Origin of the sequence: Alloyangia mangrovi (genome assembly GCF_002300555.2) — a bacterium.
Classification (GTDB): Bacteria; Pseudomonadota; Alphaproteobacteria; order Rhodobacterales; family Rhodobacteraceae; genus Salipiger; species Salipiger mangrovi.
Genome location: NZ_NTHN02000001.1, coordinates 199,545 through 220,454, shown reverse-complemented (window position 1 = coordinate 220,454; position 20,910 = coordinate 199,545). Strand labels below are relative to the sequence as shown.

General features: G+C 68.4%; 20 protein-coding genes. 11 read left to right on the top strand and 9 right to left on the bottom strand.

Annotated elements, in window-relative coordinates; genetic code table 11:
- Complete coding sequence (gene kce / locus CLG85_RS01085; RefSeq protein ID WP_095882391.1) at nt 1-936, top strand: 3,5-dioxohexanoate:acetyl-CoA acetone transferase; 936 nt, start codon at nt 1-3, stop codon at nt 934-936.
- 28 nt (nt 937-964) lie between these two features.
- The gene (locus CLG85_RS01080; RefSeq protein ID WP_095882392.1) at nt 965-1,873 is read left to right on the top strand and encodes an SDR family NAD(P)-dependent oxidoreductase; all 909 of its coding nucleotides are present in this window, start codon (nt 965-967) and stop codon (nt 1,871-1,873) included.
- A gap of 103 nt (nt 1,874-1,976) precedes the next feature.
- Here the strand turns inward: CLG85_RS01080 and CLG85_RS01075 are convergent, their stop codons facing one another.
- From CLG85_RS01075 to CLG85_RS01045, 7 genes are all read right to left on the bottom strand, one after another.
- Nucleotides 1,977-2,909, bottom strand: coding sequence for a 3-hydroxyacyl-CoA dehydrogenase NAD-binding domain-containing protein (locus tag CLG85_RS01075; RefSeq protein WP_217989755.1), 933 nt, complete (start codon nt 2,907-2,909; stop codon nt 1,977-1,979).
- A 187-nt stretch (nt 2,910-3,096) separates the two neighbouring features.
- Entirely contained in the window at nt 3,097-4,143 is a 1,047-nt protein-coding gene (locus CLG85_RS01070; protein ID WP_260348270.1) for a glycosyltransferase family 4 protein, read from the bottom strand.
- Complete coding sequence (locus CLG85_RS01065; RefSeq protein ID WP_260348269.1) at nt 4,140-5,732, bottom strand: ABC transporter permease; 1,593 nt, start codon at nt 5,730-5,732, stop codon at nt 4,140-4,142. The genes CLG85_RS01070 and CLG85_RS01065 overlap by 4 nt, the downstream gene beginning before the upstream one ends.
- Nucleotides 5,729-6,520, bottom strand: coding sequence for an ABC transporter ATP-binding protein (locus CLG85_RS01060; RefSeq protein ID WP_260348267.1), 792 nt, complete (start codon nt 6,518-6,520; stop codon nt 5,729-5,731). Before CLG85_RS01060 ends, CLG85_RS01065 begins: the two co-directional genes overlap by 4 nt.
- A 36-nt stretch (nt 6,521-6,556) precedes the next feature.
- Nucleotides 6,557-7,546 (bottom strand): ABC transporter substrate-binding protein, encoded by a 990-nt coding sequence (locus CLG85_RS01055; RefSeq protein WP_224849265.1) that lies wholly within the window; start codon nt 7,544-7,546, stop codon nt 6,557-6,559.
- Between the two features lie 117 nt (nt 7,547-7,663).
- On the bottom strand, nt 7,664-8,314 hold the full coding sequence (locus tag CLG85_RS01050; RefSeq protein ID WP_260348266.1) for a hypothetical protein: 651 nt from the start codon (nt 8,312-8,314) through the stop codon (nt 7,664-7,666).
- A gap of 978 nt (nt 8,315-9,292) precedes the next feature.
- Entirely contained in the window at nt 9,293-10,033 is a 741-nt protein-coding gene (locus tag CLG85_RS01045; RefSeq protein ID WP_095881564.1) for a CDP-alcohol phosphatidyltransferase family protein, read from the bottom strand.
- 103 nt (nt 10,034-10,136) lie between these two features.
- Here CLG85_RS01045 and CLG85_RS01040 point away from each other — a divergent pair, with 103 nt between their 5' ends.
- A complete protein-coding gene (locus CLG85_RS01040; RefSeq protein WP_095881563.1) occupies nt 10,137-10,691 on the top strand; it encodes a cytochrome b in 555 nt (184 codons plus the stop codon).
- A 41-nt stretch (nt 10,692-10,732) separates the two neighbouring features.
- On the opposite strand, the gene CLG85_RS01035 is transcribed toward CLG85_RS01040, so the two are convergent.
- Nucleotides 10,733-11,131, bottom strand: a complete 399-nt coding sequence (locus CLG85_RS01035; RefSeq protein ID WP_260348257.1) for a hypothetical protein — start codon at nt 11,129-11,131, stop codon at nt 10,733-10,735.
- Between the two features lie 601 nt (nt 11,132-11,732).
- The gene (cbbR, locus tag CLG85_RS01030) at nt 11,733-12,689 is read right to left on the bottom strand and encodes a LysR family regulator CbbR (protein WP_095881561.1); all 957 of its coding nucleotides are present in this window, start codon (nt 12,687-12,689) and stop codon (nt 11,733-11,735) included.
- A 99-nt stretch (nt 12,690-12,788) separates the two neighbouring features.
- On the opposite strand from cbbR, the gene CLG85_RS01025 reads away from it, so the two are divergent.
- Genes CLG85_RS01025 through CLG85_RS00990 form a run of 8 tightly spaced genes read left to right on the top strand, consistent with a single transcriptional unit; the run spans nt 12,789 to nt 20,890 of the window.
- Nucleotides 12,789-13,796, top strand: a complete 1,008-nt coding sequence (locus tag CLG85_RS01025) for a class 1 fructose-bisphosphatase (protein WP_095881560.1) — start codon at nt 12,789-12,791, stop codon at nt 13,794-13,796.
- A 48-nt stretch (nt 13,797-13,844) separates the two neighbouring features.
- Nucleotides 13,845-14,717, top strand: a complete 873-nt coding sequence (locus CLG85_RS01020; protein ID WP_095881559.1) for a phosphoribulokinase — start codon at nt 13,845-13,847, stop codon at nt 14,715-14,717.
- Nucleotides 14,718-14,731: 14 nt separating this feature from the next.
- Nucleotides 14,732-16,714, top strand: coding sequence for a transketolase (gene tkt / locus CLG85_RS01015; RefSeq protein WP_260348253.1), 1,983 nt, complete (start codon nt 14,732-14,734; stop codon nt 16,712-16,714).
- 19 nt (nt 16,715-16,733) lie between these two features.
- A complete protein-coding gene (gene gap, locus CLG85_RS01010; protein ID WP_095883634.1) occupies nt 16,734-17,768 on the top strand; it encodes a type I glyceraldehyde-3-phosphate dehydrogenase in 1,035 nt (344 codons plus the stop codon).
- A gap of 20 nt (nt 17,769-17,788) precedes the next feature.
- Nucleotides 17,789-18,895: a class II fructose-bisphosphate aldolase gene (fba, locus tag CLG85_RS01005; RefSeq protein WP_260348247.1), complete on the top strand. Its 1,107-nt coding sequence runs from the start codon at nt 17,789-17,791 to the stop codon at nt 18,893-18,895.
- Nucleotides 18,892-20,352, top strand: coding sequence for a form I ribulose bisphosphate carboxylase large subunit (locus CLG85_RS01000; protein ID WP_095883636.1), 1,461 nt, complete (start codon nt 18,892-18,894; stop codon nt 20,350-20,352). Before fba ends, CLG85_RS01000 begins: the two co-directional genes overlap by 4 nt.
- Complete coding sequence (locus CLG85_RS00995) at nt 20,349-20,480, top strand: hypothetical protein (protein ID WP_260348246.1); 132 nt, start codon at nt 20,349-20,351, stop codon at nt 20,478-20,480. The genes CLG85_RS01000 and CLG85_RS00995 overlap by 4 nt, the downstream gene beginning before the upstream one ends.
- Entirely contained in the window at nt 20,471-20,890 is a 420-nt protein-coding gene (locus CLG85_RS00990) for a ribulose bisphosphate carboxylase small subunit (protein ID WP_095882066.1), read from the top strand. The genes CLG85_RS00995 and CLG85_RS00990 overlap by 10 nt, the downstream gene beginning before the upstream one ends.
- The last annotated feature ends 20 nt before the right edge of the window (nt 20,891-20,910 follow it).

The following is a 20,910-nucleotide window of genomic DNA, read 5'->3' as shown; positions in this document are numbered from 1 at the left end:
ATGTCAAAGGCCCCCCGCAAAGTCATCGTCACATGTGCCGTAACCGGCGGCATCCACACCCCGAGCATGTCACCGCACCTGCCGGTCACCCCCGAGCAGATCGCCCAGCAGGCGATCGAGGCGGCCGAGGCCGGCGCCTCGATCCTTCACCTGCACGCCCGCAACCCCGAGGACGGACGACCGACGCAGGACCCCGAAGCCTTCCTGAGGTTCCTGCCGCGCATCAAGCAGTCGACCGACGCGGTGCTGAACCTGACCACCGGCGGCAGCCCGACGATGACCGTCGAGGAGCGCCTGCAGCCCGCCGCGCGACTCGCGCCCGAGGTTGCCTCGCTCAACATGGGCTCGATGAACTTCGCGCTCTTCCCGATGCTCGGCCGCTACGACAAGTTCAAGCACGACTGGGAACCGGCCTATCTCGAGAAGACCCGCGACGTGGTATTCCGAAACACCTTCAAGGACATCGAGTACATTCTTGAGACCTGTTCGGGCAACGGCACGCGCTTCGAGTTCGAGTGCTACGACACCAGCCACCTCTACACGCTCGCCCACTTCCGCGACAGGAACCTTGTGCAGGGCCCGCTTTTCATCCAGACCGTCTTCGGCATTCTGGGCGGTATCGGCACGCATCCCGACGACGTCTCGCACATGAAGCGCACCGCGGACCGGCTGTTTGGCGACGACTACGTCTGGTCGGTTCTTGGCGCGGGGCGCCACCAGCTTCCGATCACCACGATGGCCGCCGCGATGGGCGGCAACGTGCGGGTCGGGCTCGAGGACTCGCTCTGGGACGGGCCGGGTCAGCTGGCACAGTCGAACGCCGCGCAGGTCCGCCGGATCCGCAAGGTGCTCGAGGGGCTGGGACTGGACGTTGCGAGACCCGACGAGGCGCGCGCCATGCTGTCGCTCAAGGGCGGCGACCAGGTGAACTTCTGAGACCAGCCAGCGCGGGGACGCAGGACACATGACAAAAGACTTCAACGGACGCGTGGCCATCGTCACCGGGGCGGGCGCAGGACTGGGACGCTGCCACGCCCTCGCCCTCGCGCAGGCCGGGGCGCGCGTGGTCATCAACGACATCGCCGGGCCGGACGGCACGCCGGGCGCGGCGGCGCTTTCGGTGGTCGCCGAGATCGAGGCGATGGGCGGCGAGGCCGTGGCCGAACCTGCAGACGTGTCGAACTTCGCCGAGGTGACCGCGATGGTTGCCCGGGTGATGGCGCGCTGGGGGCGCATCGACATCCTCGTCAACAACGCCGGCATCCTGCGCGACCGCTCCTTCGCCAAGATGGAGATGGGGGATTTCGCCACCGTGCTCGCCGTCCACCTCACCGGCTCGGCTAATTGCTGCCGCGCCGTCTGGGAGATCATGCGCGAGCAGGGCTACGGCCGGATCATTCTGACCACCTCGTGCTCGGGGCTCTACGGCAACTTCGGACAGGCCAATTACGCCGCTGCCAAGGCGGGTATGATCGGCCTGATGACGACGCTGCAGCAGGAGGGCGAGCGCTACGGCATCCACGTCAATGCGCTGTCGCCGCTGGCCATGACCGGGATGACCGATGGGCTGCTCGCGCCCGAGGACGCGGCGCAGCTCACTCCCGAGGCCGTGGCCCCGGCGGTGGTCTTCATGGCCTCTGAACTTGCGCCGAAAAAGACCATCCTCGGCGCGGGTGCCGGGGTCTTTTCGGTTGTCCACGTGGTCGAGACCGAGGGCGTCTACCTGCCGCCCGAGGCGCGCAGCCCCGAGGATTTCCACGCCGCCTTCGAGCGCATGTCCGACATGCGAACCGTCCGGCACCTCGACACCGGTTTCGACCAGGCGAGCAAGTTCACCGCCACGGCGAACAAGATGCGCCACGAATTCGCCTGATCCGGTAACGGGGCGGCGAGCGCCCAACGTCGTTTCGCACACCTCCAGAAGGCGCGGCACCACCGGATGCCGCGCCGTCCGCTTTCCGGCCTCGACGCGCCGACTAGCTGATTGGATCGCCGGATTTCAGCGCGAGGATTCCGCGCAGGCGCGCATCCCGTTCTTCGACAATCGCGGGAATGGAGCGATCCGCGTAGCACGCCTCGACCGCTTCGGTGACACGCGCCTGCAGATCGGCGTCGGGGCTGGGCGATCCGAGGTCCCTCCAGAGCTTCTCCTGCATCGGGGCGAACATGGTCCAGAACCCCTCCATCCCGCGCTCACCCCCGGCGAGCCGGTAGGTCAGCAAGGGCCCCATCAGCGCCCACCGAAGGCCGGGCCCTTCGCTCACCGCGCGGTCGATGTCCTCGGCAGAGGCGACACCGCTTTCCAGCAGGTGGATCGCCTCTCGGAAAATCGCGGCCTGCAGGCGGTTGGCGACGTGCCCGTAGATTTCCTTCTGCAACCGGATCGGCACCTTGCCGAGGTGGGTGTAAAACCTCTCGGCGGCGTCGAGCGCCCAGGCCGCGGTCTGCGCACCCCCGGCCAATTCGACCAACGGCACCAGGTGTGGCGGGTTGAACGGGTGGCCCAGCACCACCCGTTCCGGGCTTGCGCAGGCGCTCTGCATATCGGTAACCGAGATCGCCGACGAGCTCGAGGAAATCACCGCGCCGGCCGGGGTCGCGGCATCGATGCGGCGGATGAGCTCGATCTTCGCCTCAAGCCGCTCGATCGCGTTCTCCTGCACGAAGCCCGCACCGGCGCAGGCGGCCTCGAGATCGGGCTCGAAGCGCAGCGTCCCGCGACCCCCGGCCTTGCGCACCTCCTCCGGCAGCGTCGGCCAGAAACGCTCCACCGCGTCCCGAAGCGCAACTTCGGCATCGCTGCGGATGTCGGTCGCCACCACATCCAGCCCATGTGCGAGAAAAAGGCAGGTCCAGCTCGCCCCGATGATCCCGGTTCCGACGATCGTGACGGGTCCGAAATTCTCCATTTGTACCTTCTTACCTCCCATTGAACGCCATCGAGGCAACCGGAATGAGCGCGATCAGCATCGCTTCATTTGGAGGCTCGGAGCGTTGCCCCTTCATAATCTTCGGGTATTCCGTAACTTATTGGATGTCGACCTTGGTATGACGGGCGGCGGCATTTGATGAACCGCTGCTGGGCAGCGCGGTGCGTCATGCCAACGAGATCGCGTCCAGCACCCGCCCCATCACTGCCGCCGTGTCGCGCCAGCGCGGCAACCCTTGGCCGAGGGCGCGGGAGCAAGCGGCCAAGTCCGCGCGCACGACGGGGCTCTCGAGCAGCGTGCGGAGGTGCGCGGCAAACGCCCCGGGGTCATCCGGCGGGGCTAGAAGCGCCGCCGCGCCGACGGTGCCGGGCACCGCACCGGCAGCACAGCTCACGATCGGCAACCCGTGGCAGAGAGCCTCAGCGAGTGCCATGCCGTAGCCCTCGTAGCGGGTTGCGAGCGCGAAGACCCGGGCGCTGCTGTAGGCTTCGGCCAGCGCCGCGTCGGAAATCTCACCAGCCAGCTCAACCCGCGCGTCCAGGTCCAGTTCGGTGATCAGCGCAGAGAGCTCGGCGGCGACGGCGGGATCTTGCCTCTTGCCGACGATGCGCGCGGTCCACTCGAGGTCCGCGATCTGCGCAAGTGCCCGGATCAGCACGTCATGCCCCTTGCGCCGGGCCAGCAAGCCGACCGACAGGATACCCGGGCCCGCCTCGACGCGCGGCCGGTCGCGCGGCCCGTCGTATCCCGGCAGTGCCACAGTGATCCGTTCCGGGTCTGCCCCGAGCCCGATGTAAGTCTCGCGCGTGTGGGGGCTGGTGACCACGATCCGTGTGGCCTGGGACAGATTGGCGGTCTCCTGCGCCAGCAGGCGCCGGGCCAGTTGCGGCGCCAGCCCCTGCTCGAGCCCCATCGGATGATGCAGCATCGCCACCACCGGGCAGCTCAGCCGCTGCAGCGCCGCAGGACGCATGGCTCCGAAGACCAGCCCGTCGAGGATCAGCGGCATGCAGGGCGGCAGCGCCTCCAGCGCCCTGGCGACCTGCGCCCGCACAGCCGGGCCCTGCATAGCCGCCCCGGCCGCGGCGGGCAGCGCGACGTGGTGCACCTCGCGGCCCGCCGCCCGCAGCTCTTCGAGCAGGCGGCGCTCGTAGATGAAGCCGCCGGTCTTCTGGCAAAGATCGCCGGGGATGGCAAAGGCGCAAGCTCTCATCGCGCAAGCTGTTCTGGGCTGGTGCGCGCCAGCACCCGGCGTTCCAGCGCTGCCACCAGCGCGTGGGCGAGCACCGCGGCCAGCCCGATCAGGGCGATGGCGCTCCATAGCATGCCATAGTCCGAGGTCGAGGCCACCGTCGCCATCAACGCGCCGATGCCACGACCGGTGGCGAGCCATTCCGCCGTCGTCACGGCCAGGATCGCGGCGGGTATGGCCATGCGGGCCGAGGCGAAGAGCGCCGGCAGCATGGCGGGAAGCTGCGCATCCAGAAGGCGCCGCAGCGGGCTGGCGGCATAGACCGCAAAGAGATCGAGCACCGCGCGCGGGGTCCGCGCCAGCCCGTGCTGACAGGCGATCAGCGTCGGGAAGAAGATCATCAGGGCCACAACGGCAATCGTGCCCGTCGCTTCCCGGCCAAGCGCCCAGACAACCAATGGCGCGGTGGCGACGATCGGGATCGAGCGCAGCGCGATGGACAGCGGTATCACCGCCCCCGAGAGTCGCGGACGCAGCGTCAGCGCCATCGCCAGCCCGGCCCCCAGCAGCAGCCCTGCCAGATAGCCCGGCACCGCCATCGCCAGCGTCTCGCCGAGCGCCCCGAGGAGCCGGGCGCGGTGCGCGTCGGCACCGGGCGCCGCGACGAGGTAACCCCAAACATCCTCGGGCCGCTTGGCAAAGAAGCGCGGCAGGCCGAAAAGCTCCATGCTGCCCTTCCAGAGGAGCAGCGTCACGGCCGTCGCCAGCCCCGCCTCGGCAAGATTGGCCCAGGGCCTGCGGCCGCGCGCGACCGGCGGGGCCAGCAGCACCTCGGGGGGCGCAAGATCGAGCCGCCTCCCCAAGGCGCCGACCGCGGCGAAGGCCAGCATCGAGACCCCGGCGGCAATCACTGCAATGCTCCAGGTGGCGGGCAAGTCGAGCGCCCGGAGCGCGCGCACCGTCAGCACGCCGAGCCCGCGTTCGGCACCGGTAAATTCGCCGACCATGGCACCGAGGAAGGCCGCCGGCGCGGCGATCTGCAGCCCGGCGACCAGGTAGGGCAGTGCCGCTGGCAGCCGCACCTCGCGCAGCACGGTCACCGGGCCGCGCCCGTAGCTGCGCACGAGGTCGAACCAGCCCTGCGGCGCCGCGCGCAGACCCACCAGCACCGGCAGGAAAGTCGTGTAATAGACCGCCATCGCCGCCAGGGTGACCTGCGGGCCGCTGCCCGGACCGTAGAGCACCCGCAGGATCGGCCCGGTGGCAACAAGTGGCAGGCAGAAGACCAGCAGTGCAAGGGTCGACAGGAGCCGCTCGCCGCGCGGCATCAACACCGCGGCAAGCGCCAGGAGGGCGCCGGCGAGATTGCCCCATAGAAAACCGCGCGCCGCCGATCCCAGCGTGGTCGCGAGCGCGCGGCCGAGCAGATCGGCATGGCCAAGCATGTGCCGGGTGATCTCGCTCGGAGCGGCAATGATGTAGCTGCCAACGGTGGCGCGGGCGAGCAGCTCCCAGAGCAGGAGCACCAGCGCGACCCCGACCCCGCGCCGCAAGGCGCCGAAAATCTCGGCCTCCGGGCTTCCGGACAACGCTCCCCTGCCCGGCTTCATTGCGCCGCGACGGTGTCGGGATACTGGTGCACGCGCAGGGCCTCCGTAACCTCGGCGCAAAGGGCGCGGAATGCCCTAGAGGCCAGCACCTCGGCCCCGCGCGGGCGCGGCAGAGGCACCGCGATGTCGGCGGCAATGCGCGCGGGGCGCGGGGTCAGCACGAGGATACGGTCCGACAGGCGCACCGCCTCGGCGACCGAGTGGGTCACCAGGACCGAACTCGCGCCGCGCGCCTCCCAGAGCGGCGGCAGCTCGGTGTTGAGCCGGTCGCGGGTGAGCGCATCCACCGCGGCGAAAGGCTCATCGAGCAGCAGCAGCTCGGGCTCGCCCGCGAGCGCCCGCGCGATGGCCACGCGCTGCTGCATGCCGCCCGACAGCTCTGCCGGGCGCCGTCCTTCGAAGCCTGAAAGGCCGACCAGCGCGATCAGGTCCCGAACGACCTTCGGATCCCGGGGCTTGCGTGCCAGCGCCCGCCCCAGCGCCACGTTGCCCTCGACCGTGCGCCACGGCAGCAGGGCCGGATCCTGAAAGGCCATCGCCAGCCCGGCCCGACGGCGCAGCGCATCCGGCGTTTCCGCGCCAATGGTGATCGTGCCCTCGGTGGTCGCCTCGAGCCCCGCAATAAGCCGCAGCAGGGTCGACTTGCCGCAACCCGAAGGCCCGACCAGCGCCGTCATCTGCCCGCCAGCAAGACGGACATTGATGGGCGCGACTGCCTCCACACGGCGGCCATCGACGCCGAAGCTCTTGGCCACCCCAACAAGGCAGATATCGGGCCGGGCACTCATCGGCGCCGCAGGACCCGCGGGTTCGCAGCCTGCCGCCTAGCCATGCACCTCTTCCAGGATGGAACGGTCCCAGAGATCGGAAGACACCGGCTTGCCCAGAAGTCTCAGCGTTTCGACATTGGCGGCGACCGTCTCGTCGGTGAACCAGCCGAACCCCTCGGTTTCGGTTAGCTCGGAGAACATCAGCGGCACCTGCCGCTCCGCCTGCAGCTTCTGCGTGGCAAGATCGAGACCGGCATCGGGGAACATGTCGACGGTCAGCGCGGCAGCTTCCTCGGGGTCGGCGTGGTAATCCTGCCAGCCCATCACCTCGCCCCGCATCAGCGCGACCAGCTGATCGCGGCGGTTCGCGAGGCTATCCTCGGTGGCGATGTAGGTCTGCGAATGCACCGCGTAGCCATGGTCGGCGAGCAGCATTGTCACGCTCTCCACGCCCTGGATTTCCATCGCGACCGGCAAGTCCGTGGCCCAGCACAGCAGGCAATCCACCTGCCCCTGCACCAGCGGCGCCGCGTCGTATTGCGTCGGCACCACCTCGATCTGATCGATGTCCACGCCGTTGACCGTGCAGAGCGCCTCGAGCACCGGCGTGTTGGCAAGGGCCATGCCGAGCTTCTTGCCGACGAGGTCGGCGGGGCTGTTCACCGGATTGGCCGGCAGAGAGGCGATGGCGAAGGGGTTCTTCTGCATGGCGACCCCGATGATCCTGAACGGCGCGCCCTGGTTCACCGCAGCGGCGGTGTAATCCGCCGCCGAGATGCCGACCAGCGCGGTCCCGGCCACGACCGGCGGCTCGACCGGCGCGTTGGGGCCGCCCGGCAAAAGGGAAACCTCGAGCCCCGCGTCGCGCCAGTAGCCCTTGTCCTGCGCGATGTAGCTGCCGCCGAACTGCACCGAATGCAGCCATGAGAGCTGCAGTGCAACCGCGTCCTGCGCCCTTGCCCGAGGCGGCGCGAAGAGAGCGGCTCCGGCGGTCGACAGGGCTCCGCCAAGAAACAGGCGGCGTGTGGGTGTCAGAAATGTCATGGGACCCTCCCGGTTTAAAATGAGACTAGGCTGAACGCGGAGCGAGGCAATGCCGGCAGCAGCCATGCCCCAAGACGAAGCCAATGGGCGCCAGCGGGACAGAAAGGCGCAGGGCTCTCAAGACCCGTCCGCCCGCGGCGCGCCCACCGCCTCGCTTGTCGCGGTTAAGAAGCGGTCGCGGAAGTCCCGCATCGGCCAGGAGGCCTGGGCCGGATCCGGGCTCAGCCGCGCGGCCCAGCCCCAGCCCTCGAAGAGCGCCAGCGTTTCGGGTGGCCCGATGAGGTGAACTGGCACGTCCTTGCCGCCGGCTTGCGCGACGAATTCGGCGGGCTGGTGATCGCCGAGCACGATGACCAGCGGCGGCTCCGCGCGCGGCAGTGTCGCCCAGGACAGCACCGTGCGCAGTGCGTAATCCAGCGCCCGGCCGTAGTGGTCGCGGATCCTGTCGGGGTCGGACCAGACGTCCTTGGGGCTTGGACCCGAGGTGGCTTGGGCATCGAAGACGCTGCCATCTCCCACCGCCTCCCAAGGCACCAGTTGCGGCACCGGTGTCCAGGGCGCATGGCTGGAAATCAACGCGATTTCCGCCAAGAAGGGCGCGGTGCCCTGCGCCTCGCGGTCGAAGGCAGCGAGCGTGAATTGATCCGGCATGGTCACCCAGTTGAAGGGCAACCCGGCATATCCGAGGTCGATGGCAGCGCGGACCTCCTGAAAGCCCATCGCCGGCGCCTCGGGCCAGGGCATGACGATTGCCGGGGCGACCACCATTGTCCGGTATCCCGCCCGCCCCCCCGAGCGTGAACAATGTCTGCCGCCGACTTGCCAGCAGCGCCCGGTAACGGCGCTGGTCACTGACCCGAACGCCCGCGGCCAGCGTGGCATGGGCAAGCCAGCTTTGCCCGCCCTGCACCGGCGAGGTCAGCCAGCCCGAGCGTACGCCGAGCCCCGCCTCGGCAAGCGCCGCCTCCCCCTCGGCCAGCGTCGCAAGATGGCGCGGCGCGTAGAGCGGGCTGTCAAAGGCGGCGCGGCCGTAGCTCTCGACAAAGACGATCACCACCGAGCGACCTTCGAGCCTGGACAGCAGACCGTCGCGGCCGGTCCATGGATCTTCGGCGGCGGCGCTTTCGAAGTCGGCCAGCGCGGCGCGCGCGTGCGCGAAGTCGCGGATGTGTTCGGCGGCAAGCCGCGTCGCGAAGGCGCTGCCGACCGGCGTCCAACCCTGCCCTCCGGTCAGGGGACTGCGAATCTCGGCAGCGCAAAGCGCCGCGAAGGCCAGGGCAACGCCGCCCGCGGCGCGCCTCGTGCTGCGCTGCAGGCCGCTTCCGCAGCGCGCCCAGACCAGAAATGCGCGGCAAAGCAGCGCCATCGCCCCGAGCAACACCAGCACCGCCAGCGCGCCGAGCAGCAGCACCCCGGCGATCCCGATGCTCCCACGCAGCAGATGGACGCCCGCTGGCAGCAGGTGCAGGTCAGCCAGCGGATCGAAGCTGCGCGCAAAAACGGTGAACGTCGCGAAGTCGGCCAGCTTCAGCAGGGTAACCAGGGTCAGCGCCGCGGTGGCCAACAGCGCCGGTGGGCCGGCCCTATTGCCGAGCGCCAGCGCTCCCAGCAGGAGAACCGGCAGTTCCAGTGGCAGCGTTGTCAGCGCAGACCAGTGCAGTGCCCCGGGGTGATTTGGCACGATGAGCAACAGATCGACAAGCAGCGCCGCTGCAAAGAGCGCCAGCCCGCGGCGCAGCGCCCGGCTCAACGCCGCCTCGCGAGCCAGAGCACATCCACCGCGAAGGACCATACCAGCAGGGCCAGCGCGAGCAGCCCGGCGAGATCGGAGCAGGGCGGCACCGCAACCGGTGCCAGCAGGCCCGCCAAGACCGCGATCTGCAGAACACAGACCAGCTTGCGCCGGAAGCGTTGCGACAATGGCGCGGCGAGCCAGGGCCACGCCCGGGCGGCCGCCACGAAGAGGTAGCGCAGGCTGCCCAACAGCAGCACCCAAGCACCCGCCGCGCCGCTGCGCAAGGCCACGGCCGCAAGCAAGAGCGCGAAGATGCTGTCCACCTCCATGTCGAAACGCGCGCCCCAGGGGCCCGCCAGACCGCTCCGCCGCGCGAGCCAGCCGTCCACGCCGTCGAGCGCCAGGGTGAACAGCGCGAGGCAGAAGAAGCCCCAGCCCATGGCACCCTCGGTCAGCCCGGGCCGTGCGAGCGGCAGGAGGAAGAGCGCAGCGAGCGCAAGCCGCCCGAGGGTCAGCGCATTGGCCCAGCCCAAACTCGGTGCCGTCCAGTGCCGAAGCAGGAGGTGCCCCGCGACACCAGCCCCGAACCCGAAGCCGAGCATCGGCAGAAGCATCACGTCGCCAGCCAGCCGCCACGACAGGCCGAGGAGCGCCAGTGCCAACCCTGCCGAAAGGAGCGAGAGGGACGCGACGGGCGATCTTGCGCCGGTCAGGTCCACGGCGCGCGGTGGGTGATCGGTTGGCAGGCTCATCAGAAATGAAGGGCCGCCCCGCAGGCCCGTGTCAAGCGCTACGCTTTACGCAAGGGAAAGATGTTACTAGGCTGTGAGCACCGCAGGTCAGGGAGGTCGGCGCATGGTCAACCCGGTCGCAACAGGTCATCCGCTGCGCTATTCGCGGAGCGCGCGCCTGCTGCATTGGCTCACAGTGGTCCTCGTGCTCACCACGATTCCCGCGGGCCTTGTCATGGTGCAGGAAGGTCTGTCGCGCCCGCTGCAAGACACCCTGTTTCTCTATCACAAGAACATCGGGCCAATCATCCTCATCCTTGTGGTCCTACGGCTGGCGGTGCGCCTGATCACCCCGCCACCGCCGCTGCCAGAGAGCGTACCTGCGCCGCAGGCGCGGATCGCGCGGGCGGTCCACTGGCTGCTCTACGCCCTGCTGGTGACCCTGGCGATATCCGGCACCGTGCGGGTGCAGGCCGGGGGCTTTCCGATGGAACTCTGGGACCCGCTCCTCGGCGGCATGATCGGCAAGGACGAAGCGCTGGCCAAATCCGCAAGCGGCGTGCACGACCGCGCCAAGACGGTGCTGATCCTGTTGATTGCGGTGCACGTGGGCGCCGCCGCGCTGCATGGTCTGGTAAAACGCGACGGCGTGTTCCGCCGCATGTGGCCGCCCGTCTGAGCTCTGAGCAGAAGATCATTCGGGGTACCCGACAATCCCCATTATGGGCGATGGGCTGAAGCCCAGTGTTCGAGCCGCAGGCGGGATGCACGCGGTTTACATCCGAGCGTTTCAGGTCGACCACGCGGGGTCAGCTCGACCGAGATCACCGCGACGCGGGAGGTGTTGCCGATGTCGTGCAGGATGCCCCAAGTGCACAAGCCGATGCCAACGTGCCCGCCACCGATGGTTTTAGCGGCGCGACTCGAGGGGGGGATGCGCACCTCGTGCCCGCCGGCCTGAAGGCGCGGGTCGATGTCGGCCATGAGGCTGCCCGGGGCGACGCGCATGCTGCGCTCGGCTTCGACGAGTCCGCCGGTCTGCGCGCTCATATCGACCACCGCGCCGCCTGCCAGCGGAATGCCCTGCCCCCTGTTGCAGGTGCCCGCGCCGCGCCGCATCAGCTGCCCCTTGAGTCACGCGGCGGCCCCGGCGACAGCGATCACACCGGCGCGGCGGGTGACCGGTCGGTGCTTGGACTGAAGGGAGTGTCACGGAGTGCGGGTCAGCCCGGCGGGGCGGTCTCTCTCCTGTGCCTGTCACCGAGGACGAGCCGCCAGTCACCGCCCCGGTCGCGACGCGGTGGCGATGGGCGCCTTCAAGTTGCTCGTCGGTCATCTTGGGGTTCGCCGCTTGATCAGCGCATTGCCCGGCGCGGGGTCGGCAAGGTTGATCTTCCACCGCCCCAAACTGGCCTCGAGGGCGCGTTCCTGCACGTCCGCTCGCTCTAATGCACATAGCGGCGTGTCGTCACGATAGCTCCGTAGGGCGGGTAGCCGACGTCCGACAAGGCGCAAAAACGAAAGGCCGCGCGGAGCGTGGTAGGGCCGAAGGGTCTGGAGGCACCGTAGCCCCGTGGCACCGCAACCGGCCCGGCGACAAAGGGCTCGTGGAAGGTGTAGAGGGCGCCCCGCGCCTCGCTCGCCGGTATGTCGCTCCCACGTCGGTAGGCCGGCAGGAGCTGAGGGCCCTCCCCGGTCGGCGCTCGGGAAAAGAAGGGCCTCAACGCCCCTCCATGCCCGGGGGGCGCAGGGGTGGCCAGCTCGGCAGGAAACCCGCGCGCTCGGCGGCGATGAAGTCCCATACGGTGCGCGCCGCGCCGGTCACCGGCCGGTCGGCGCGGTGCAGCAGGAACCAGTGGCGCATGATCGGCAGGCCGGGCAGGTCAAGCGTGACCAGCCGCCCGCTGCGCAACTCTTCTGCCACCGTGTGATAGGAGATGATGGCGATCCCGAGGCCCGCGATCACCGCCTGCTTGATCGTCTCGTTGGAATTCATCTCGGCCCGCGCATAGGGTTTGCCCTCGCCGATCCGGTCGAGAAAGCGGGTCGCGAGGATGCGCGTTCCCGAGCCCGGCTCGCGCATCAGGATCATCTCCTGCAGCACATCCTCGGCGGAGATCTCGGTGGCGCCGGCGAGCGGGTGATCCGGCGGCGCGATCAGCACATGCGGGTGATCCCCGATCGACAACGCCTCGACCGCCGGCTCGCGCGGCGGGCGGCCCATGATGGCAAGATCCAGCGCCCCGTCCTGCAGCGCCGCGATGATCGTGTCACGGTTGCCGACCTCGAGCACGATCTCGATTTCGGGACAGGCCTTGCGCAGCCGAGCGACGATGCCCGGGGCAAAGTACTTGCCGGTCGAGACCACGCCGAGGACCACGCTGCCCGCCATGCCCTTCTGCAGCGCGTCGATTCGCTGCAGCGCACGTCGAAACCCTGCCTCTGCCGTCTCCCAAGCCTGCAGCAAGGCAGCCCCTTCCGGCGTCGCGCCGAATTTTCCGGCGCCTTCCCGCGTCAACAGGACGCAGCCAAAGGTCTTATCCAGAGCTCTCAACTGGCTGTGCACCGCCGGGGCTGTCAGCCCGAGCTCTTCGGCAGCCCGTGAAATTGACCCTGTCCTTTCAACAGCTTCCAAGGCGCGGAGCTGTTTCAGCGTAAGCGAGGCAAGTCGGCGCATTCGATTTTCTCTAATTCGAACTCAGAATTTTTAAATTTTCTAACAAGCAACCTTCCGCAAGATCAAGGGACGTCACCCGTCGAGGAAGAGGAGGCCTTGATGACCGACACCCACGCTTTCCCCGCGGAGGCCCCGATCCCGGCGACCCTGCGTCCGGCTCTTGAGGCCATCGGCCAGGTCGCCCGCGATCTGGCCCATCGGATCGCCCGTGGCCCGCTCGACGGTCAGATGGCCACCCATGTCGGCGACAATGCCGGGGGCGATGCGCAGAAGGCGCTCGACGTGCTCGCGGACGAGGCCTTTGCCGAGGCGATCCGCGGCACCGGCGTGCGCTGGTACGCCTCCGAGGAGCGCGACGCGCCGGTTCTCCTCGATCCGGAGGGCACGCTGGCGCTGGCCATCGATCCGCTCGACGGCTCCTCGAACATCGAGACCAACGTCTCCATCGGCACGATCTTCTCCCTCCGTGCCGCCCGCGAGACCGGGGCGGAGAGCTTCCTCCGCCCCGGGCACGAACAACTGGCCGCGGGCTACGTGATCTACGGCCCGCAGGTGATGCTGATGCTGAGCTTCGGAGCCAGCCTGCAGCACCACATCCTCGACCCGCAAACCGGGCTCTTCATCCTGCTGAGCGATGCCGTCACCGTCGAAGGCGCCAGCACCGAATTCGCCATCAACGCCTCGAACTACCGCCATTGGTCGAAGCCGATCCGCGCCTATATCGACGATTGCCTCGCCGGGGCCGAGGGGCCGCGCGCCTGCAATTTCAACATGCGCTGGATCGCCTCTCTGGTGGCCGAGACGCACCGCATCCTGATGCGCGGCGGGCTGTTCCTCTACCCGTCCGACGCCCGCCCCGGCTACGAGGCAGGACGGCTGCGCATGGTCTACGAATGCGCCCCGATTGCCCTGCTGATCGAGGCCGCGCAGGGCCGCGCCACCGATGGCACCACGCGCATCCTCGACCTGATCCCCGAGAGCCTGCACGCCCGCACGCCCTTCGTCTTCGGCTCCGCGGGAAAAGTGGATCACGTTGCCGCCTACCACGACCTGCCCGACCAGGAGGTCTCTGCCCTTTTCGGCAACCGCGGCCTGTTCCGCGCCTGAGCCATTTGTCCGACGCCCTGCCCCGAGTTTCACGGAACGACCGAACCCATGAGCAAGAAGCACCCCATCATCTCCGTCACCGGCTCTTCGGGCGCCGGCACGACCACGGTCAAGACGACCTTCGACCAGATTTTCCGCCGCGAGGGGATCAAGTCGGTGAGCATCGAGGGCGACGCCTTCCACCGCTACAACCGCGCCGACATGAAAGCCGAACTGGAGGCACGGAAGTCTTCCGGGGATGAGACCTTCTCGCATTTCTCATATGACGCCAATGAGTTGGGCGAACTCGAAGAGATATTCCGCACCTACGGCGAGACCGGCACCGGGCGCACCCGTCACTACGTGCACGACGAGGGCGAAGCCGCACGCTGGAACACCGCCCCGGGAAATTTCACCGACTGGGAGAGCTTCGACGAGGGCAGCGACCTGCTGTTCTACGAGGGGCTGCACGGCGCGGTGGCCAATGACGAGGTGAACCTCGCGGCGCTGGCGGATCTCAAGATCGGCGTGGTGCCGGTGATCAACCTCGAATGGATCCAGAAGATCCACCGCGACAAGGCCAGCCGCGGCTACACCACCGAGGCGGTGACCGACACGATCCTGCGCCGGATGCACGCCTATGTGCACTGCATCTGCCCGCAGTTCATCCAGACCGACGTGAACTTCCAGCGCGTGCCGGTGGTCGACACCTCAGACCCGTTCATCGCGCGCTGGATCCCCACCGCCGACGAGAGCCTCGTGGTGATCCGCTTCCGCAACCCGCGGGGGATCGATTTCCCGTATCTCACCTCGATGATCCAGAACAGCTGGATGAGCCGTGCCAATTCCATCGTGATCCCCGGCGGCAAGATGGATCTGGCGATGCAACTCATCTTCACGCCCATGGTCCAGCGGCTCGTCACCGAGAGCAAGCGCGCCTGATTGGAGGAGACGACATGAACGTTCAGACCAAGGTCACCGCCACCGAAGACCTTATGGCAAATGCCATCCGGGTGCTGACCATGGACGCGGTGCAGCAAGCGAACTCGGGCCATCCCGGCGCGCCGATGGGCATGGCGGACGTGGCGACAGTGCTCTTCAACCGCTTCATCATGCTCGACCCGCGCGATCCCCACTGGCCCGACCGAGACCGCTTCGTGATGAGCGCCGGGCACGGCTCTATGCTGGTCTACGCGATCCATCACCTGCTCGGTTACGAGGACATGCCGATGGAAGAGATCAAGCGCTTCCGCCAGCTTGGATCGCGCACCGCCGGCCATCCGGAATACGGCCACGCCAAGGGCATCGAGACCACCACCGGCCCGCTTGGTCAGGGCATCTCGACCGCCGTCGGCATGGCGCTGGCCGAGCGGATGCTGAACGCCCGCTTCGGCGATCAGCTCATGGACCATTACACCTATGTGATCGCCGGGGACGGCTGCCTGATGGAGGGGATCAGCCACGAGGCCATCGACCTCGCCGGCCACCTCGGCCTGTCGCGGCTGATCCTCTTCTGGGACGACAACCGCATCACCATCGACGGCAGCACCGAGATTTCCACCTCGACCGACCAGAAGGCGCGCTTCCGCGCCGCGGGCTGGCACGTGCAGGCGGTGGACGGCCACGACAAGGAGGCCATCGCCGCCGCCATCGAGATGGCCCGCGCCGACGACCGCCCCTCGATGATCGCCTGCCGCACCATCATCGGCTATGGCGCGCCCAACAAGCGGGGCTCGCATGACGTACATGGCGCCCCGCTGGGCGCCGAGGAAATCGCCGCCGCGCGCGAGGCGCTCGACTGGTCCCTCCCGGCCTTCGAGATCCCGCCCGAGGTCCGTGACGCATGGGCCGCCGTGGCCGCGCGCGGTGGCGAGGCGCGGCAGGGCTGGACCCGCAGGCTCGGGGAAGACCCGCGGGCCGAAGCCTTCCGCGCCGCGTTTGCCCCGGTGGATGCCAAGACGCTCGACGCCGCCCTCTGCGCCTACAAGCACCGGCTGTCGCAGGACGCGCCCAAGGTGGCGACCCGCAAGGCCAGCGAGATGGCGCTCGAGGTGGTCAACGGCACGCTACCCAACACCGTCGGCGGCTCGGCGGACCTGACCGGCTCGAACAACACCCGCACCAAGGGGATGCGCGCGGTCACCGCCGCCGACTACTCGGGCAACTACATCCACTACGGCATCCGCGAACACGGCATGGCCGCGGCGATGAACGGGATCGCGCTGCATGGCGGGCTGAAACCCTACGGCGGCACTTTCCTTGCCTTCGCCGACTACTGCCGCCCTGCGATGCGCCTCTCGGCCCTCATGGGCGTGCCCGTCGCCTACGTGATGACCCATGACAGCATCGGCCTCGGCGAGGACGGACCCACCCACCAGCCGGTCGAGACCATTGCCAGCCTGCGCGCCATGCCGAACATGCTGGTCTTCCGCCCCGCCGACGCGGTGGAGACCGCCGAGGCCTGGGCGCTTGCCATGGAGCAGGAAAGCACGCCCTCAGTCCTGTGCCTCTCGCGCCAGAACCTGCCGACGGTGCGCACCCGCCACGTCGAGGCCAACCTCACCGCCCGCGGCGCCTATGTTCTAAAGGAGGCACCGAAGCGCGACGTGACGCTCATCGCCACCGGCTCGGAGGTGGACCTCGCACTCACCGCCGCCGATCTGTTGGTCGAGGAGGGCCTAAACGTCGCGGTGGTCTCGGCCCCCTGCTTCGAGCTTTTCGTCCAACAGCCGCCCGAGTACCGCGCCGAGATCCTCGGCGAGGCGCCGCGCATCGGCATCGAGGCCGCCATCCGGCAGGGCTGGTGCCAGATGCTGCGCCCCGGGGACGGCTTTATCGGCATGACCGGGTTCGGGGCCTCGGCGCCCGCACCGGAGCTCTACCGCCATTTCGGCATCACCGCGGAGGCGGTCGCCCGCCTCGCCAAGAACCTGCAATAGCTCAGGAAGAGGATCAGGGATGACAGTCAGGGTTGCCATAAACGGCTTCGGCCGTATCGGGAGAAATGTGCTCCGCGCCATCGCGGAATCGGGCCGCACCGACATCGAGGTGGTCGCGATCAACGATCTCGGCCCGGTGGAGACCAACGCCCATCTGCTGCGCTTCGACAGCGTGCACGGGCGCTTTCCCGGCGAGGTGACGGTGCGCGGCAGCACCATCGATCTCGGGCGCGGGCCGATCGAGGTGACCGCGCTGCGCAATCCCGCCGAGCTGCCCTGGGAGGGCGTCGACGTGGCGCTCGAATGCACCGGGCTCTTCACCGACCGAGGCAAGGCGGCACTGCATTTGCAGAACGGCTCGAAGCGCGTGCTGGTCTCCGCCCCCGCCTCGGGCGCCGACAAGACCGTCGTCTTCGGCGTGAACCACCGCGAGTTGCGTTCCGAGCATGTGGTCGTCTCGAACGCCTCCTGCACCACCAATTGCCTCTCGCCCGTGGCCAAGGCGCTCAATGACGCCATCGGCATCGAGAAGGGTTTCATGACCACGATCCACAGCTACACCGGCGACCAGCCGACGCTGGATACGATGCACAAGGACCTCTATCGCGCCCGCGCCGCAGCGCTGTCGATGATCCCCACCAGCACCGGCGCCGCCAAGGCCGTAGGCCTCGTGCTGCCCGAGCTGAACGGAAAACTCGACGGGGTGGCGATCCGCGTGCCAACCCCCAATGTGTCGGTCGTCGATCTGGTCTTCGAGGCGGCCCGCGACACCACCGCCGAGGAGGTCAACGCCGCGATCCGCGCCGCCGCCGACGGCCCGCTCCGGGGCGTGCTCGGCTACACCGACCAGCCCAACGTCTCGACCGACTTCAACCACGACCCGCACAGCTCGGTGTTCCACATGGACCAGACCCGCGTCATGACCGGGCGGATGGTGCGGATCCTGTCCTGGTACGACAACGAATGGGGCTTCTCCAACCGCATGGCGGACACCGCCGTGGCGATGGGCAGGCTCATCGGTGCCGAGGCCCCCGCCTCGCTGCAAGACGCCTGACCGCCAAAGGGAGGAAACCCATGGCACTTATCACGCTCAGACAGCTTCTGGATCACGCCGCCGAACAGGGCTACGGCGTGCCCGCCTTCAACATCAACAACATGGAGCAGGGGTTGGCGATCCTGCGCGCAGCCGAGGCCTGCGATGCGCCGGTGATCCTGCAGGCCAGCCGCGGCGCGCGCAGCTACGCCGGCGACATCATGCTGCGCCACATGGTCGAGGCGCTGGCCGAGATGTTCCCGCGCAATCCGATCGTGCTGCACCAGGACCACGGCAACAACGACGCCACGTGCCTGTCGGCGATCCGTCACGGCTTCACTTCGGTGATGATGGACGGCTCTCTGGAGGAGGACATGAAGTCCCCGGCCTCCTATGACTACAACGTCGAGATCACCGCGCGGGTCACCCGCGCCGCCCATGCCGTCGGCGCCAGCGTGGAGGGGGAACTGGGCGTGCTGGGCTCGCTGGAGACCGGCGAGGCGGCGGCCGAGGACGGGTCGGGCGCCGAGGGCAAGCTCGACCAATCCCAGCTGCTGACCGATCCCGATCAGGCGGTGGACTTCGTGCTTGCCACGCAATGCGACGCGCTTGCCATCGCCTGCGGCACCAGCCACGGTGCCTACAAGTTCACCCGCGCGCCCGACGGCGACATCCTGTCGATGAAGACCATCGCCGCGATCCACGAGAAGCTGCCCGACACGCATCTGGTGATGCACGGCTCCAGCTCGGTACCGCAGCACCTGCAGGATCTCATCAACCAGAGCGGCGGGCACATGCCGCAGACCTACGGCGTGCCGGTCGAGGAGATCGAGCGCGGCATCCGCATGGGCGTGCGCAAGGTGAACATCGACACCGACTGCCGCATGGCGATGACCGGGCAGTTCCGCAAGGTGGCAATGGACAAGCCCGAGGAGTTCGACCCGCGCAAGTTCATGATCCCGGCGATGAAGGAACTCGAGGCGCTCTGCACCGACCGTTTCGAGCGCTTCGGCACCGCCGGGCAGGCCGGCAGGATCACCCCGATCAGCCTCGACGACATGGCCCGCCGCTACGCCAGCGGCGCACTCGCCCCCCCGCATCGCCGCCGACCGCGCGGCCTGACATTCCTGAGGAGGACCCCCCGATGAACGACATGTCCACAGTCACCGACGCCAAGAAGCGCTACGCCGCCGGCGTGATGAAATACGCCCAGATGGGCTACTGGGAGCCAGACTATACCCCCGCCGATACCGACATCATCGCGCTCTTCCGGATCACCCCGCAGGAGGGTGTGGACCCGGTCGAGGCCGCCGCCGCCGTCGCCGGCGAAAGCTCCACCGCCACCTGGACCGTGGTCTGGACCGACAGGCTGACCGCCTGCGAGAAGTACCGCGCCAAGGCCTACCGCGTCGATCCGGTGCCCAATTCCGAGGGCGAGTTCTTCGCCTATATCGCCTATGACCTCGACCTCTTCGAGCCGGGCAGCATCGCCAATCTCACCGCGTCGATCATCGGCAACGTCTTCGGCTTCAAGCCGCTGAAGGCCCTGCGCCTCGAGGACATGCGCCTGCCGGTCGCCTACGTGAAGAGCTTTCAGGGCCCGGCCACCGGCATCGTCGTCGAGCGCGAGCGGCTCAACGCCTATGGCCGCCCCCTGCTCGGCGCCACCGTCAAACCCAAGCTCGGCCTTTCGGGCCGCAATTACGGCCGCGTGGTCTACGAGGCGTTGAAGGGCGGGCTCGATTTCACCAAGGACGACGAGAACATCAACAGCCAGCCCTTCATGCATTGGCGCGACCGCTTCCTCTACTGCATGGAGGCGGTGATGCGCGCCTCGGCCGCCACCGGCGAGGTGAAGGGCACCTATCTCAACGTCACCGCCGGCACGATGGAAGAGATGTACGCCCGCGCCGAGTTCGCCAAGTCGCTGGGCTCGGTGATCATCATGATCGATCTGGTGATCGGCTACACCGCGATCCAGTCCATGGCGAAATGGGCGCGCGACAACGACATGATCCTGCACCTGCACCGCGCCGGGCATTCGACCTACACCCGCCAGCGCAGCCACGGGGTGTCGTTCCGCGTCATTGCCAAGTGGATGCGCCTTGCCGGGGTCGACCACCTGCACGCCGGCACCGTCGTCGGCAAGCTCGAGGGCGATCCGGCCACCACCAAGGGTTTCTACGACATCTTCCGCGAAGAGCGGAACCCGATGGCGCTGGAGAACGGCATCTTCTTCGACCAGGACTGGGCCTCGCTCAACAAGATGATGCCCGTCGCCTCGGGCGGCATCCACGCCGGGCAGATGCACCAGCTTCTGACCTACCTCGGCGAGGACGTGGTGCTGCAGTTCGGCGGCGGCACCATCGGCCACCCGCATGGGATCGAGGCCGGGGCCACCGCCAACCGCGTCGCGCTCGAGGCGATGGTCTTTGCCCGCAACGCCGGGCGCGACATCTGGAACGAGGGGCCGGACATCCTGCGCGACGCTGCCCGGACCTGCACCCCGCTCCAGCAGGCGCTGGATACGTGGAAGGATGTCAGCTTCAACTACGCCTCCACCGATGCGCCCGACTTCGCGCCGACCCCCGAAGTCTCGGCATGAGCCGCCTGCCCCTCACCCCGGGCGCCACGCCGCCCCTGCCGCTGGCGCATGCGCCCTCGGCCCCTCATCCCGCCACGCTGCCGACCCGGCAGAGCCAGACCGCCAAAGGAGATCCCCGATGCGCCTGAGACAAGGACAGTTCAGCTTCCTGCCTGACCTCACGGATGACGACATCCGCGCGCAGGCCCAATATGCCATCGACAAGGGCTGGGCCGTGTCGGTCGAATACACCGACGACCCGCACCCCCGAAACACCTACTGGGAGATGTGGGGCCACCCGATGTTCGACAATCCCGACGCCGCGGCGGTGGTCTTCGAGGTCAACGAGTGCCGCAAGGCGCACGGCGGGAAATACATCCGCGTCATCGCCTTCGACAGCACCGCCGGTTGGGAGTCCATCCGCATGAGCTTCATCGCGGGGCGCCCGGCGGATGAGCCCGGTTTCCGCGTCGTGCGGCAGGAGGGCGAGGGCCGGATCGTGCGCTACACGATCGAGAGCTACGCCATGCGCGAGCCCGAAGGCCGACGCTACGCCTGAGCCCGTTCCGCGCCCGTTCC